The following is a 14,804-nucleotide window of genomic DNA, read 5'->3' as shown; positions in this document are numbered from 1 at the left end:
TCAGGCCGTCAGAGCCGTCTGCATGCTGGCAAGCCGCGCGCGGACCGAGGTATCGAGCACTTCGTCGCCCACCGTCACGCGTACGCCGCCAATCAACGACGAGTCGATCTCGACCGTCGGCTTCAGCTTGCGTTTGAACTTGCGTTCGAGACTTGCGACGAGGTCGTTCAACTGCGCGCCTTCGAGCGGGAATGCGCTGACGATCAGCACATCGGCCGCCCCTTCGCGGGCGTTCTTCAACTCTTCGAACTGCGCGGCGATTTCCGGCAGCAATTGCAGGCGATGGTTGTCCACCAGCATTTGCACCAGATTCTTCGCTTGCGCGTTGTCCTTGAGCGGCGACTTGACCGCAGCCAGCAGCAGTTCGCTGACCTGGGCACGGCTCACTTTCGGGCTCGAGGCGATCGACAGCACTTCGGGCAGACGCGCAACCTGTGCCAGCTCCTGCACGAGCGTGGACCAGGCGGCGATGTCACCAGCTTCGGCCACGCCAAACAGCGCTTCTGCGTACGGACGGGCGATGGTTGCAAGTTCGGCCATGATCAGAGCTCGGCTTTCAGTTGATTCAGCAGGTCAGCGTGAGCTGCCTGGTCGACTTCGCGCTTCAGGATCTGTTCAGCGCCTTTCACAGCCAGTGCGGCGACTTCACCGCGCAGCGTTTCACGCGCCTTCACGACTTGCTGGTCCGCGTCGGCCTTCGCTTGCGCGATGATGCGAGCGGCTTCAGCTTGTGCTTGAGCCTTGATTTCGTCAGCGACTGCCACAGCGCGCTTTTCCGCGTCAGCGATACGTTGCTGACCGTCGTTGCGTGCCTGGGCGAGTTCCTGGTCGACGCGCTTGTGAGCGGCTTCGAGTTCGGCCTTGCCCTTTTCGGCAGCCGACAAACCGTCGGCGATCTTCTTCGAGCGCTCGTCGAGGGCGTTGATCAGCGGCGGCCACACGAACTTCATCGTGAACCACGCGAGGATCAGGAACACGACCATTTGCGCAAACAGGGTTGCGTTGAGATTCACGGTGTTTCCTTAAACGTTGCTAGTTCGGAAAGTGAAACGGCAAGGCGCTCATCGATTTTTTGCTCGATCAGCGCCCCAGTGCCCGTTCCGCCCTGCGCCTTCAGTTATAGCTCAGGCGCAAACTTCCGAGGAACCTCAGCCTGCCAGCTTCGACAGCAGCGGGTTCGCGAACGCGAACAGCATTGCCACACCAACGCCAATCAGAAACGCTGCATCGATCAGACCAGCCAGCAGGAACATCTTGGTTTGCAGCGGGTTCATCAATTCCGGCTGACGAGCACATGCTTCGATGTACTTGCCGCCCATCAGGCCGATACCGATACAGGCGCCGATTGCACCCAGGCCGATGATGATGCCGATACCGATGGCGGTCAGACCCTGGATGTTGGCGATGAAAGCTTGCATGATCACTCCTTTGTGAAAAGTCTTTTAGAACTGATTGGAACTGGGATTTAAAAAACTACGATTCTTTTTACGGCAGCGCAGGTTAGTGCGTGTCGTGTGCCTGGCCGATGTAAACCAGCGTCAGCATCATGAAAATGAACGCCTGCAGCAGAACGATCAGGATGTGGAAGATTGCCCACACGCTGCCGGCGATCACGTGGCCGATGAAGCCAAGCACCGTCGTGTCCGCGCCGAAGCTCCAGATGCTGCCGAGCAGGGCAATCAGCAGGAACAACAGTTCGCCCGCGTACATGTTGCCGAACAGCCGCATGCCGAGCGAGACCGTCTTCGCGACGAACTCGATGATGTTCAGTGCAAGGTTCGGGATCCACAGCAAAGGATGCGCGCCGAACGGTGCCGACAGCAGTTCGTGCACGAAGCCGCCAGCGCCCTTGATTTTGAAGTTGTAGTAAATCATCAGCGCGAACACACCGAGGGCGATGCCGAGCGTGCCGTTCAGGTCGGCGGTCGGCACGATACGATGGTGCGGGATGGCTTCCGACAGACCCAGCCAGCCGATCACGTGGCCGGGCAAGTCGACGGGGATAAAGTCGAGCGAGTTCATCAGCGCGACCCAGACGAACACGGTCAGGGCGAGCGGCGCAATGAAAGTGCGCGTGCCGTGGATCATCGACTTCGATTGATCTTCGACCATTTCGACCAGCATTTCGATGGCGCACTGGAAACGGCCCGGCACGCCGGGCGTTGCCTTACGGGCAGCGAGATGCAGGATGAAAATGGTGATCACGCCGCAGACGATCGACCAGAAAAGGGTGTCCAGATTCCACACGTGGATGTCGAAAATCGACGTCTGGTGCGCGGTGGAAAAGTTCTGCAAGTGGTGCGCGATGTACTCGGACGGATCCATTGCGCGCGTGCCTTCGCTAGCTGCCATATCGTTAAAGCCACCCAAATTGTCGAAAATCGTCTTAGGCCGTGCCCGCCGCAATGCTTTATTGCGGGAACGCGCCGGGTGCGGACTCTGTCATATCCGCACGCTCTCACCGGCGCCTCGCGCCGGCTTTAAATCTTGTGGCATTACCTTGTTGCTGCCTCAGCGCCAGGCCAAGGCGATCCAGTACGTCTTGAGCGCAATGAGGTAGGTCACGAGCAGCGGCACCCAGCGTACGTCGTGATACCAGAAGGCGATGGCTACAAACATCGCGATCGTCGTCCCCATCTTGAGCGCTTCGCCGATCATCCAGCTCATCACTGTTTCGGCACCGCTCAGCGTTCTCAATCGTGCCGCGAACAATGCGCCCGGCACCCAGCAAATCGCGCCTCCCAGGAACGCGGACAGCGCAGCGGCGCCCGGCGGCTTATAGAACAGCCACCACACCAGCGTTGCACCCAGGGACAAAACCATTTGCGCCGCCACGACCTTGAAAGGCGTAACGCGCGATGGACGACTCACGTCCGGACCAAACAGCTTTTCGGCCTCGGACCGCGTGAGCGGAACGATATTGTTATCTTGCTCCACGTCCCACGAATCTTCGCGCGTGACTGGCTGAGCGGTCGAGGCATCCGAAACGGTGCGCTCATCGCGGTGTTCGTCGCGCCCATTTTTCGGCGCTTGATTCGACGCTTTGACCGCCATCGCAGTGTTCCGAAAGTCTCGTTCCGATCAGCGAGCTTTCGCTGCGCTTTCGGGGTTGCCGTGCAATTAAATCCGGGCGATTGTAAGCGATAGTTGCAGGCAATTCAAGACTTTAGGCCGTTCAATAAACACTGCGAAATGACGCTTCGCGATGTGGAAAAGCCCTCATGGCAAAGGGCAGCACGTCAAATGTAAGGCTGTCGGGCAGAGGCAAAACATGTGCGCAATTTGGCAAGTTTTCCTTTCGCGGATGAGCGCGAAAAACGTTTCGGCGGACGTCTCGAAAATGCAACAAACGACTATTGGTGATTTACTTCAGCGCGACGAGATGTTTCTTTTCTTGAGAACCTGGCGAAGAAGAGTGCCCTGCCCTTCTCTCGCTTCGTGGGCGTTTCACGAGCACGGGTATTATTTAGGACTCCCGGACAGTTTGAGCGGCGCACCAGGTACTTTACCTGCCGCCGCTCGCGTGCTGAATCTCGAGCGATTCAAATTTCAAGCAGTGGCATTCCCACGCAACCGCAACAGAATGCCCTCAAGCGCATCAAGATCGCCGAAATCGACCAACACCTGGCCGCGGCCGCGTCGGCCGAGCTTGATCTTCACCGTCGCGGCGAGCAGATCGGATAACTCTTCTTCCAGGCGCCGAGTGTCGCGGCCACCGTCCGGATTGGCGCGCGCCTTGACCGCCGGCGCCGCCTTGGTGGTCGCCGTCACCAGCTTTTCAGTTTCGCGCACGGACATGCGCTTGTTAACAACCTGGTTGGCCAGCGTGATCTGCGTCGCGGCATCGACCGCGAGCAATGCGCGGGCGTGACCCATGTCGAGATCGCCGGCGAGCAGCATCGTCTGAACCGGCGAGGCAAGGTTGAGGAGACGCAGCAGATTCGATACCGCACTGCGCGAGCGGCCGACCGATTCCGCCGCCTGTTCATGCGTGAAATTGAACTCGTCGAGCAAACGCTGGATGCCTTGCGCTTCTTCCAGCGGATTCAGATCCTCGCGCTGAATGTTCTCGATCAACGCCATGGCTGCCGCAGCCTGGTCGGGGACATCCTTGACCAGCACCGGCACCTCTTCCAGGCCCGCGAGACGAGCCGCGCGGAAACGCCGCTCGCCCGCGATAATTTCGTATTTGTCCGCTGATATCGGTCGCACGAGGATCGGTTGCATCAATCCCTGCGCACGAATGCTGGCCGCCAACTCCTGCAATGCGCCTTCGTCCATGCGGGTGCGCGGCTGATACTTGCCCGCCTGCATCTTGTTGAGCGACAGCACGTTCGGTGCGCCCTCGATGGTCACCGCCTCGGTGATGTCGGCACTGCCGCCGAGCAACGCTTCCAGGCCGCGGCCCAAACCCTTTTTTCTTGCTACTGCGTTCATCGTGCTTCCTCGATCCGCTTAGGATGCTAGGGGCGCGTCATTCAGTGCGCGCACCCGCTCAATCATTTCCGCGCCGAACTGCACATAGGCCTGCGCGCCGCGCGACGCCTTGTCGAACACCACGCCCGGCAAACCATAACTCGGCGCCTCGGCGAGACGCACATTACGCGGAATCACCGCGTCGAACACCTTATCGCCGAAATGCTCTTTCAATTGATCCGAAACCTGCTGTTGCAATGTGATGCGCGGGTCGAACATGACGCGCAACAGGCCGATCACCTTCAGGTCGCGATTCAGGTTGGCATGCACCTGCTTGATCGTGTTGACGAGGTCGGACAGCCCCTCGAGCGCGAAGTACTCGCACTGCATCGGAATCACGACGCCATGCGCGGCGCACAGTCCGTTGAGCGTCAGCAGCGATAAGGCAGGCGGACAGTCGATCAGCACGAAGTCATAGGCGCTTTCGACCGCGGCAAGCGCGACCTTCAACTGACGTTCTCGGTTCTGCACGCTGACCAGTTCGACTTCGGCTCCAGCCAGTTCGCGGTTGGCGGGCAGCACGTCATAGTCGACGGCTTCAGGGCGCATCCGCGCGTCCGCGACAGAGACTCCATCCACCAGCACTTCGTAAACGGTATTGGCGCATGCCGCCTTGTCGATGCCGCTACCCATCGTGGCGTTGCCCTGCGGGTCCAGGTCGATGAGAAGGACTCGTTGTCCCTGCGCTGCCAAGCTCGCCGCCAGATTGACTGTCGTCGTCGTCTTGCCGACGCCGCCTTTCTGGTTCGCAACGCAGAAGATTTTTGCCATCGTTGGAATGTCCTATTGCTGCTAGAAGAAGTGGTTACGGGATCAGTTTGAAATCGTGGCGTGCGCGAGCCGCGACGTCACTTGGCTTCATCCACCAGGACCGTGATCAGATGGCGCTCGGCGTCGAGGAACGGCACGTTTAGCCGAACGATCTTTTCCACGTGGGCGCCTGCTGGCAAGCGCTCGATTTCGCCGTCCGGACGTACACCCTTCATCGCCAGGATCGCGCCATGCTGCGCAACGAGATGACGGGCCAGTGTAACGAAATCGGCGAGTTCTGCGAATGCTCGCGAGACGATTACGTCGAACTTTGCCGGAACTTCGGCGCCCGGCTGCAGTGTCTCGACTCTACCCGTCACCACCGACAGGTTGACTAACCCAAGTTCGGCCTTCGCCTGAGCCTGGAAAGCGGTTTTCTTGTGAACAATATCGTTCACCGTGACGCTCCAGTCAGGCCGAACAATTGCCAATACGATACCGGGCAATCCGCCCCCTGAGCCAACGTCGAGCACGGAGCGCGGGTTGCGCTGCGCCAATCCGTGCACGATCGAGAGCGAGTCGAGGATATGCTGAATCAGCATCTGCTGCGGATCGCGGATCGCCGTCAGGTTGTAGACGGCGTTCCACTTTGCCAGTAGCGCCACATAGTCCAGCAGCTTGCCCAACTGCGCGTCGCTCAATTCGAGGCCGAGTTGACGCACGCCGTCTGCCAGTAGTGGGGCCAACGCTTCCCGTTCGCTGCCCTTCTGCCTCGACGTCATTGCGCCACCGGCTTGCTGTCAGAGCCCGATTCGCCGGATTTCCCCGTGCGGCGCCCCAACCCACGCTTGAGATGAACCATCAGCAACGAAATGGCAGCGGGCGTGATCCCCGAGATGCGCGATGCCTGGCCAATGGTTTCCGGGCGGAATTGCGTGAGCTTCTGACGCGCCTCGAACGATAGCCCCCGGACTTCCGCATAGTCGAGCGCCTCTGGTAGCCGCGTGTTTTCCTGCGCCCCATTGCGTTCGATTTCGCCCGCTTGGCGGTCGATGTAACCCTGATATTTAATGCCGATCTCAATCTGCTCCTTGATCTGAGCCAGCAACACTTCGTCTTCTGCGAGGATTTCGGGCGCGGCGCAACCACCTTCTCGCAGCGCGCAGACTCCGTCATATGTCACACCCGGCCGGCGCAGCAGATCCGCGAGGCTGTATTCGTGATCAATGGGCTTGCCCAATAACGCGGTTGCTTCATCCCCAGATAGGGTCTTGGGATTGACCCAAGTGGTCCGTAGCCGCTCTGTTTCACGTGAAACAACATCGCGCTTGCGGCTGAATGCGTCCCAGCGAATGTCATCCACCACGCCGATCTCGCGACCCATTTCAGTAAGCCGCATATCCGCGTTGTCTTCGCGCAGACTCAAACGATATTCCGCTCGGCTCGTGAACATTCGATAGGGCTCGGACACTCCGCGCGTCACCAGATCGTCGACGAGCACGCCGAGGTACGCCTGATCGCGACGCGGGCACCACGCTTCTTTGCCTTGGACAAACAGACCTGCGTTGATGCCGGCCAACAGGCCCTGAGCCGCGGCTTCCTCATAGCCGGTTGTGCCGTTGATCTGACCTGCGAAGAACAAACCACTAATAACCTTGGTTTCCAGCGATGCCTTCAATCCACGCGGATCGAAATAGTCATATTCGATCGCATAGCCCGGCCGCAGAATGTGCGCGTGCTCGAGGCCGCGCATCGACCGCACGAGTTCGAGCTGCACATCGAACGGCAGGCTCGTGGAGATCCCGTTCGGGTAGAACTCGTTCGTGGTCAGCCCTTCAGGTTCCAGAAAGATCTGATGCGATTCTTTCGACGCAAAGCGATGAATCTTGTCCTCGATGGACGGGCAATATCGCGGCCCCACCCCTTCTATCACGCCTGTGTACATCGGCGAACGATCAAGCCCGCCGCGGATGATGTCGTGCGTCCGCTCATTCGTGTGCGTCACCCAGCACGGCATTTGTCGAGGATGCTGCTCAGCGCGCCCAAGAAACGAAAACACGGGAACTGGATCAAGATCGCCCGGCTGCTCTTCGAGCTGAGAAAAATCGATGGTGCGGCCATCAATGCGCGGCGGCGTTCCGGTTTTGAGACGCCCTTGAGGCAGCTTCAATTCCTTCAGGCGTGCCGACAGCGACACCGCAGCCGGATCACCGGCGCGGCCGCCCGTGTAGTTTTTCAGGCCGACGTGAATCTTGCCGTCAAGAAAAGTCCCCGCCGTCAGAACAACCGCGCGCGAACGGAAGCGAATTCCCACCTGCGTAATAGCGCCGACGACGCGATCGCCTTCCACCATCAGATCGTCAACCGCTTGCTGGAAAAGCCACAAGTTCGGTTGGTTTTCCAGCCGATAGCGGACCGCCTGCTTATACAGCAGACGGTCGGCCTGCGCGCGCGTCGCACGCACGGCCGGGCCCTTCGACGAATTCAGGATGCGGAACTGGATGCCGCCCTCGTCCGTCGCCGCCGCCATGGCGCCACCGAGGGCATCGACTTCCTTGACGAGATGGCCCTTGCCAATACCGCCAATCGAGGGATTGCAGCTCATCTGGCCGAGCGTTTCGATGTTGTGAGTCAGCAGGAGCGTCTTGTTGCCCATGCGTGCCGACGCCAAAGCGGCCTCGGTGCCGGCATGACCGCCGCCGACGACGATTACGTCAAATTCTGTGGGAAAAAGCATCGCGGATCTCACGCCGCATCGCCGCGTGAGCCTTCAAAGAAAAATGTATGGGCGAATTATAGCGGGTTCGGTTTTGGCACGAATTCGGCCGAATGGCCTAAGGAATAAAAAAGCGGCGTGTTTCACGTGAAACACGCCGCTTCAACCTCTCATCAACCAGGCAATCAGGCGACCTTCTTCGCCAAGCCGAGATATGTCTCGATCACCCTAGGATTCTGCGCAAGGTCCGCTGCGGCGCCTTCCAGCGCCAGTTCGCCCGTCTCCAGCACGTAACCATAGTCAGAAATCTGCAGCGCGGCCCGCGCGTTCTGCTCGATCAGAAGCGTCGCCACTCCCGTCTGACGTAGCGCGCTAATGATATGGAAAATCTCCTTCACGATAAGCGGCGCCAAGCCCAAGCTCGGCTCATCCAGCATCAACAAATCAGGCTTGCCCATCAGCGCCCGCCCCACTGCAAGCATTTGGCGCTCGCCGCCTGACAACGTCCCCGCTGCCTGCTTCCGACGTTCCTTCAGGCGCGGAAACAGCTCGAACACCGGCTCAATCTGATCGAGAAAGTTGCGTTCGCCCGCGCGCTTGCGACGATAGGCACCGAGAACAAGGTTGTCCTCGACCGTCATAGACGCAAACAGCTCCCGCTTTTCGGGCACCAGACACATTCCGAGCGCGACCCGTTTCTCAACCGCGACGGCGCTGACGTCTTCGCCTTGATAGACCACCGCGCCCTTCGCGTGACCGGTTGTCGGCAAAGCGCCCATGATCGCGTTCAGCAACGTGGATTTGCCCGCACCGTTCGGACCGATTACCGACACAATCTGTCCGGCCCGCACCTTGATCGCCGCGCCATGCAGCGCCTCGACTTTGCCGTATCGGACCGACAACCCGCTCACGTCCAGAATTGGCGCCGCAGCATTCATGATGCTCTCCATTACTCCACCCCACCCAGATAGGCTTCGAGCACCGCCGGGTCCTGCTGCACTTCTTGCGGCAGGCCTTCCGCGATGCGCGTGCCAAACTCCATCACGACCAGCCGGTCGGTCAGATTCATCACGAAATCCATGTCGTGTTCGACGAGCAGCACACTCATGCCTTCCGCCTTCAATCGACGCAGCAAGTCGGCCAGTTGCAGCTTCTCCTGATACCGCAGACCGGCCGCCGGCTCGTCCAGCAGCAGCAACGTCGGGTCGCAACACAGCGCCCGGGCGATTTCGAGAATCCGCTGCTGACCCAATGCGAGACTTCCCGCTTCGTCGTACATGTGCTGCTCAAGGCCTACCCGGCGGATTTGACGCGCAGCCTCAGCCATCAGGCGTGCTTCTTCGACGCTGTTCAGGCGCACGATGCTTCGCCACACGCCGGCGTGTCCGCGCAGATGCGCGCCAATCGCGACGTTTTCCAGCACAGTCATGCCGGGCAGCAGCTTCACATGCTGGAAGGTGCGGCCAATGCCGCGCTTGACGATTTCACGTGAGCTCAGCGAATCGATGCGTTCGCCGCGGAACGTGATTTCGCCGCTGGTGGCTTGCAACACGCCGGTCACCAGGTTGAACGTGGTCGATTTGCCGGCGCCATTCGGGCCGATCAAGCCGATAATCTGCCCCGCCTTCACCTCGAAGCTCACGTCGTTCACCGCGACGAGTCCGCCAAACTGCTTGCGCGCCTTGTTCACCGTCAGCAGGTTCTCGCCGGCCGTCGGCTTGCTGCGCTGCGGCAATGCGTCGGCGTGGTCGGCCAGATGCGCGCGCGGGCCGCGTGGGAAAAAGCGCGCGACGAACGGCCACACGCCCTGTCGCGCGTATTGCAGCAACAGCACCATGAGAATGCCGAACACGATCACTTCAAAGTTGCCGTTCTCGCCGAGCAGCTTGGGCAGCAGCGTCTGGAGGTAGTCCTGCAACACAGTCAGGATCGCTGCGCCCAGCACAGCACCCCACACGTGCGAGACGCCGCCCACTACCGCCATGAAGAGAAACTCGATGCCGTGGTTCAAGCCGAACGGCGTCGGGTTCACCGCGCGCTGCAAATGCGCGTATAGAAAGCCGGACACCGAAGCCAGCACGGCCGCGTAGACGAAAATGACGACGCGCATCCATGCCGTATTCACGCCCATCGCTTCCGCCATCAAGCCGCCGCCGCGCAGCGCGCGAATCGCCCGGCCCGGCCGGCTGTTCAGCAGATTTTGAACGGACACCACGGCGCCGAGCACGACCAGCCAGATCAGGTAATAGATATGGCGCCCCGATTCGAGGTCGATGCCGAAAACATTCAGCACCGGAATTCCGTTGATGCCGTCGTACTTGCCGAGCATTTCCAGGTTGCCGAACAGATAGAACAGCGCGAGCCCCCATGCGATCGTACCGAGCGGCAGAAAGTGGCCGGACAGACGCATGGTCACGAGGCCGAGTATCAGCGCGATCAACGCCGTGACCAAGACGCCTGCAATCAGCGCAAGCCAGGGCGACACGCCGTAGCGGGTCGTCAGGAACGCAGTGGCGTACGCGCCAATGCCGACGAACGCCGCCTGCCCGAAGCTCGTCATCCCGCCGATACCGGTCAGAAGCACAAGCCCGATCGCGACGATCGCATACAGGCCGATGTAGTTGAGCAGCGTCACCCAGTACTCGGGCACGTGAATCGGATGCGGCAGCACCGGCAGTGCGAACAACACCACGAGGAACAGCCAGAAGAACTTGTTTTTTATGATCCGTTTCATCGCGTCACTCCTCTTCCTCTTCGGCGTGCGGACTGGCGAGACTTCGCCAGAGCAGCACCGGGATGATTAGCGTGAACACGATCACTTCCTTGTAGGCGCTCGCCCAGAACGACGAATACGACTCCAGCAGGCCGACCAGAATCGAGCCCGCCGCAGCCAGCGGATAGCTGACGAGCCCGCCAATAATCGCCCCCACAAAGCCCTTCAGGCCGATCAGGAAGCCCGAGTCGTAGTAGATAGTGGTCAGCGGCGCGACGAGCACGCCGCACAGCGCGCCAAGCCCCGCTGCGAGCGTAAAGGCGAGGCGCCCCGCTTGCGTCGTGCCGATGCCGACGAGCCGCGCGCCGAGCCGGTTCACCGACGTCGCGCGCAACGCCTTGCCCGAAATCGAGCGGTCGAAATACAGATACAGCGCGCCGATCAGCACGACTGCCGTGCCGACCACCCACAGGCTTTGTCCCGAGATCGACAAGCTGCCGAGATTGAAGGTCGCGTCGGAAAACGCCGTGGTGCGCGAGCCCTCCGCGCCGAACATCACGAGGCCGAGGCCGACCATCGCGAAGTGCACTGCCACCGCGACGATCAGCAGCAGCAGCGTGGTCGCCTCGGCGATCGGCTCATACGCGAGCCGATACACGAACGGCCCCATCGGAATCACGATCAGCAGCGTCAAGGCGATTTGCGCGATCATCGGCAGCGGCTGCATGAAAACGCCTTGCGTGAGCGCATACACCGCTACCGGAAACAGCAGATACTTGCCGACCAGCACAGCCAGCATGCGCGCAGCATGCCGCCGCCGCTCCGCATGCCTCACGAACCCTGCTACTTCGACGACGAAGCACGCCGCGCCCATTGCCATCAACAGCCAGCACGTGGCCGGAAACTTCTGGGTCTGGAGCGCGGCCAGCGTGAGCGCGCCATACGAAACGAATTCGCCCTGCGGAATAAAAATCACCCGTGTGACGGAAAACACCAGCACCAGCGCGAGCGCGAGCAACGCGTAGATCGCGCCCGTGGTGATGCCGTCCTGCGCGAGGATCGCCGCAATTGATAGATCCATACTTCCTCGTCCTGAAGCGTCGAAATCGAAACCGGAAAGAGTCAGGACGGCACAACCCGCACGCCGTCCATCGACCTGAAATGCCTGAAAAGACGACCGCCGCGCCGAAGCACGGCGCGGCGGTCGGTGCCATTCTCATCGAACCGAATGGCAATGCGGCGTCATGCGCCGCAGGTCGCGAGAGGCGCGTACCGTTTTTGTATTAGTCGTTCTGCAGCTTCCACTTGCCGTCGACAACCTCCACGATCACGCGTGCGCGCTTGTCGAGGCCGTTGTGGTCGCTCGTGGTGATATTCATGATGCCGTGCGAAACCGGCAGATCCTTGATGTTTTCGAGCGCGCTGCGCAGCGCCACACGGAATGCCTCGGTGCCCGGTTGCGCGCTCTTCAGCGCTTCGGGAATCGCGCGCTGGAGCATCTGGCCCGCGTCCCATGCGTGACCGCCGAACGTCGCCACCGAACCCACGCCATAGGCCTTCTCGTATGCCGCCTTATAAGCCAGCGACGACTTCTTCACCGGATTCGAGTCCGGCAATTGATCGGCGACGAGAATCGGACCGGCCGGCAAGATCTCGCCTTCGCAGTCCTTGCCGCACACGCGCAGGAAGTCGTTATTCGCGACGCCGTGCGTCTGATAGATCTTGCCCTTGTAGCCGCGCTCCTTGAGCGTCTTGGCCGGCAGCGCCGACGGCGTGCCCGAGCCCGCGATCAGCACCGCGTCGGGATTCGCGCCCATGGTCTTCAACACCTGGCCGGTCACCGAAGCGTCGGTGCGGTTAAAGCGCTCGTTGGACACGACCTTCAGCTTGTGCGCGGCAGCGGCAGCCGAGAACACGTTGTTCCAGCTGTCGCCGTAGGCGTCCGCGAAGCCGATGAAACCGACCGTCTTCACGCCGTGATGCTCCATGTACTCGGCGATCGCGTCGGCCATCAAGCTGTCGTTCTGCGGCGGTTTGAAGGCCCATGCGCGCTTCGCATCCATCGGCGAAATGATCGCCGCCGATGCCGCCAGCGAGATCACCGGCGTCTTCCCCTCAGCCGCGGGATCGAGCATGGCTAGCGAATTCGGCGTGACGGTCGAGCCGATAATCGCGTCGACGTGATCTTCATCGATCAGCTTGCGCGTGTTCTGCACGGCCTTGCCTGTGTCGGAGGCATCGTCGAGGATGATGTACTGCACCGTCTTGCCGCCAATCTCTTTCGGCAACAGCGCGATGGTGTTCTTTTCAGGAATCCCGAGCGATGCAGCCGGCCCCGTGGTAGACAGCGTCACGCCGATTTTCACCTGCGCGAACACTGCACCCGCGCCGCACATCAACGCCATCGCGATGCCGGTGCGTACCCATTGCTTTGTCTTTGTCTTTGTCTTTGTCTTTGTCTTTGTCTTTGTCTTTGTCATTACAAGTCTCCAAACGCTTGAAGCGCGTATCTGTAATCCGACTCATCGGCCGGGTGTCTGAATCTAGTTATAGGGTCCGGGCGTGCCAAGCATGGTTTTCCCTGCTCGACACGCATGCCTTCGCCACTTGATTTCGCTCCCTGCTGCTGCGATTCCTGCGGACGTGCTGACGAATCAGCATCGTCAAACCACTAACATGTTAGTAGTATTGCGTTGTGCATCGCGGACGGTCAATAGACGGCAACCCAAATGCGGGTTTGTCCCGAAGCCGCCAAACCACACTCTTCCTGCGACGCGGGCAATAAAAAAGACGCGTCAACTGCACGCGTCTTTTTGTATGAGATCCCCTATCGCTTCGCCCTTGCTCAGTCGCCGGACAGCTTCCACTTGCCGCCGACGATCTCCACCATTACGCGCGCTCGCTGATCAAGGCCGGCGTGATCGTTCGCGCTCATGTTGAAGATGCCATGCGATCCTGGCAGATTCTGGGTTCCTTCGAGCGCCGCACGCAACGCCGCGCGAAACGCCGGCGTACCCGGCTGTCCCTTCTTCAGCGCGAGCGGAATCGCGCGTTGCAGCAGCAAGCCCGCGTCCCATGCGTGACCGCCGAACGTGGACACCGAGCCCGCGCCGTAGGCCGCTTCATAGGCGCGCTTATAGGCGAGCGCGCTCTTCTTCACGGGATTGGAATCGGGCAGTTGCTCCGCGACCAGCAACGGGCCAGCCGGCAGATATGTGCCCTCGCAATCCTTGCCGCACACGCGCAGGAAGTCGTTGTTCGCGACGCCGTGCGTCTGATAGTACATGCCCTTGTAGCCCCGCTCCTTGAGCGTTTTCTGCGGCAGCGCGGCCGGCGTGCCCGCGCCGGCGATCAACACCGCATCCGGCTTTTGCGACATGATCTTCAGCACCTGGCCGGTGACCGACGCGTCGTTACGCGCGAAGCGTTCGTTCGCGACGACCTTGATTTTCGCGAGATCCGCGGCCTTGCTGAATTCCTTGAACCAGCCCTCGCCATATCCGTCGGAGAAGCCGATGAACGCCACGGTCTTCACGCCATGATTGGACATGTGCTGGGCGATGGCCGTGGCCATCAGAATGTCGTTCTGCGGCGTCTTGAAGACCCACGCGCGTTTTGCGTCCATCGGCTCGACGATGCTTGCGGCAGCGGCGAGCGAGATCACGGGCGTGGTGTTTTCCACGGCGACATCCATGAGCGCGAGCGAATTCGGCACGACCGTGGAGCCGATCAGCGCGTCAACGTGGTCTTCGCTCGTGAGCTTGCGCGCGTTTTTGACGGCCTGGGTGGAATCCGTGGCGTCGTCGAGCACGATGTAATCGATTTTCTGGCCGGCCACTTCCTTGGGCAGCAGCGCGATCGTGTTCTTTTCCGGAATACCGAGCGAGGCCGCCGGACCCGTTGCCGACACGGTGACGCCGATTTTCACGTCCGCGAACGCATGGCTGCTCCATGCTGCGGATACTCCGGTGGCGACCAATGCCGCGCTGATCCAACGCAATGCCGACTTCATCCCGCTCCTCTATGCCCCGTTAAAACAAATTCAATTAAATTCGTGATTTAAATGCCGACTCAACGGTCAGTGAATAAAGAGTGTAGCGGACGCGAGCGGCACGCTGCAAGCATTTTGCAGGCTTTCAGCGCGGGAAA

At 60.5% G+C, this 14,804-nt stretch carries 14 protein-coding genes; all 14 read right to left on the bottom strand.

The genetic code is table 11. The features are described 5' to 3' along the window. On the bottom strand, nucleotides 1-540 hold the full coding sequence (locus tag VOM14_RS17765) for a F0F1 ATP synthase subunit delta (RefSeq protein WP_327630038.1): 540 nt from the start codon (nucleotides 538-540) through the stop codon (nucleotides 1-3). Between the two features lie 2 nt (nucleotides 541-542). Next, nucleotides 543-1,013, bottom strand: coding sequence for a F0F1 ATP synthase subunit B (locus VOM14_RS17760; protein ID WP_106284870.1), 471 nt, complete (start codon nucleotides 1,011-1,013; stop codon nucleotides 543-545). A 135-nt stretch (nucleotides 1,014-1,148) separates the two neighbouring features. Continuing rightward, nucleotides 1,149-1,418, bottom strand: coding sequence for a F0F1 ATP synthase subunit C (gene atpE, locus VOM14_RS17755; RefSeq protein WP_007180033.1), 270 nt, complete (start codon nucleotides 1,416-1,418; stop codon nucleotides 1,149-1,151). A gap of 82 nt (nucleotides 1,419-1,500) precedes the next feature. Next, a complete protein-coding gene (atpB, locus tag VOM14_RS17750; RefSeq protein ID WP_327630036.1) occupies nucleotides 1,501-2,352 on the bottom strand; it encodes a F0F1 ATP synthase subunit A in 852 nt (283 codons plus the stop codon). Nucleotides 2,353-2,511: 159 nt separating this feature from the next. Beyond that, entirely contained in the window at nucleotides 2,512-3,054 is a 543-nt protein-coding gene (locus VOM14_RS17745) for an ATP synthase subunit I (protein ID WP_327630035.1), read from the bottom strand. Between the two features lie 495 nt (nucleotides 3,055-3,549). After that, nucleotides 3,550-4,437 (bottom strand): ParB/RepB/Spo0J family partition protein, encoded by an 888-nt coding sequence (locus VOM14_RS17740; protein WP_327630034.1) that lies wholly within the window; start codon nucleotides 4,435-4,437, stop codon nucleotides 3,550-3,552. An 18-nt stretch (nucleotides 4,438-4,455) separates the two neighbouring features. Then, nucleotides 4,456-5,247, bottom strand: a complete 792-nt coding sequence (locus VOM14_RS17735) for a ParA family protein (protein ID WP_327630033.1) — start codon at nucleotides 5,245-5,247, stop codon at nucleotides 4,456-4,458. A gap of 77 nt (nucleotides 5,248-5,324) precedes the next feature. Beyond that, a complete protein-coding gene (rsmG, locus tag VOM14_RS17730; protein WP_327630032.1) occupies nucleotides 5,325-6,008 on the bottom strand; it encodes a 16S rRNA (guanine(527)-N(7))-methyltransferase RsmG in 684 nt (227 codons plus the stop codon). Beyond that, nucleotides 6,005-7,963 (bottom strand): tRNA uridine-5-carboxymethylaminomethyl(34) synthesis enzyme MnmG, encoded by a 1,959-nt coding sequence (gene mnmG / locus VOM14_RS17725; protein WP_327630030.1) that lies wholly within the window; start codon nucleotides 7,961-7,963, stop codon nucleotides 6,005-6,007. The genes rsmG and mnmG overlap by 4 nt, the downstream gene beginning before the upstream one ends. A gap of 164 nt (nucleotides 7,964-8,127) precedes the next feature. After that, complete coding sequence (locus VOM14_RS17720; protein WP_327630029.1) at nucleotides 8,128-8,880, bottom strand: ABC transporter ATP-binding protein; 753 nt, start codon at nucleotides 8,878-8,880, stop codon at nucleotides 8,128-8,130. Nucleotides 8,881-8,891: 11 nt separating this feature from the next. Beyond that, complete coding sequence (locus VOM14_RS17715; RefSeq protein WP_327630028.1) at nucleotides 8,892-10,676, bottom strand: branched-chain amino acid ABC transporter ATP-binding protein/permease; 1,785 nt, start codon at nucleotides 10,674-10,676, stop codon at nucleotides 8,892-8,894. Between the two features lie 4 nt (nucleotides 10,677-10,680). After that, nucleotides 10,681-11,736, bottom strand: coding sequence for a branched-chain amino acid ABC transporter permease (locus VOM14_RS17710; RefSeq protein WP_327630027.1), 1,056 nt, complete (start codon nucleotides 11,734-11,736; stop codon nucleotides 10,681-10,683). A 202-nt stretch (nucleotides 11,737-11,938) separates the two neighbouring features. Beyond that, nucleotides 11,939-13,135, bottom strand: a complete 1,197-nt coding sequence (locus VOM14_RS17705) for an ABC transporter substrate-binding protein (RefSeq protein WP_442955557.1) — start codon at nucleotides 13,133-13,135, stop codon at nucleotides 11,939-11,941. Nucleotides 13,136-13,500: 365 nt separating this feature from the next. Further along, a complete protein-coding gene (locus VOM14_RS17700; protein ID WP_327630026.1) occupies nucleotides 13,501-14,667 on the bottom strand; it encodes an ABC transporter substrate-binding protein in 1,167 nt (388 codons plus the stop codon). Nucleotides 14,668-14,804: the final 137 nt, after the last annotated feature.

This window comes from Paraburkholderia sp. MPAMCS5, assembly GCF_036016995.1.
In the GTDB taxonomy this organism is placed as follows: domain Bacteria; phylum Pseudomonadota; class Gammaproteobacteria; order Burkholderiales; family Burkholderiaceae; genus Paraburkholderia.
Note: the sequence above shows the minus strand (reverse complement) of the source record. Positions and strands in the feature narration are given on the sequence as shown.

Excerpts from the sequence above, each read along its gene's own strand:
- rsmG (WP_327630032.1), bottom strand. The coding sequence starts at position 6,008 with ATGACGTCGAGGCAGAAGGGCAGCGAACGGGAAGCGTTGGCCCCACTA.
- VOM14_RS17700 (WP_327630026.1), bottom strand. The coding sequence starts at position 14,667 with ATGAAGTCGGCATTGCGTTGGATCAGCGCGGCATTGGTCGCCACCGGA.
- VOM14_RS17765 (WP_327630038.1), bottom strand. The coding sequence starts at position 540 with ATGGCCGAACTTGCAACCATCGCCCGTCCGTACGCAGAAGCGCTGTTT.
- VOM14_RS17735 (WP_327630033.1), bottom strand. The coding sequence starts at position 5,247 with ATGGCAAAAATCTTCTGCGTTGCGAACCAGAAAGGCGGCGTCGGCAAG.
- VOM14_RS17740 (WP_327630034.1), bottom strand. The coding sequence starts at position 4,437 with ATGAACGCAGTAGCAAGAAAAAAGGGTTTGGGCCGCGGCCTGGAAGCG.
- VOM14_RS17705 (WP_442955557.1), bottom strand. The coding sequence starts at position 13,135 with ATGACAAAGACAAAGACAAAGACAAAGACAAAGACAAAGACAAAGACA.
- atpE (WP_007180033.1), bottom strand. The coding sequence starts at position 1,418 with ATGCAAGCTTTCATCGCCAACATCCAGGGTCTGACCGCCATCGGTATC.
- mnmG (WP_327630030.1), bottom strand. The coding sequence starts at position 7,963 with ATGCTTTTTCCCACAGAATTTGACGTAATCGTCGTCGGCGGCGGTCAT.
- VOM14_RS17715 (WP_327630028.1), bottom strand. The coding sequence starts at position 10,676 with ATGAAACGGATCATAAAAAACAAGTTCTTCTGGCTGTTCCTCGTGGTG.
- atpB (WP_327630036.1), bottom strand. The coding sequence starts at position 2,352 with ATGGCAGCTAGCGAAGGCACGCGCGCAATGGATCCGTCCGAGTACATC.
- VOM14_RS17720 (WP_327630029.1), bottom strand. The coding sequence starts at position 8,880 with ATGAATGCTGCGGCGCCAATTCTGGACGTGAGCGGGTTGTCGGTCCGA.
- VOM14_RS17745 (WP_327630035.1), bottom strand. The coding sequence starts at position 3,054 with ATGGCGGTCAAAGCGTCGAATCAAGCGCCGAAAAATGGGCGCGACGAA.
- VOM14_RS17710 (WP_327630027.1), bottom strand. The coding sequence starts at position 11,736 with ATGGATCTATCAATTGCGGCGATCCTCGCGCAGGACGGCATCACCACG.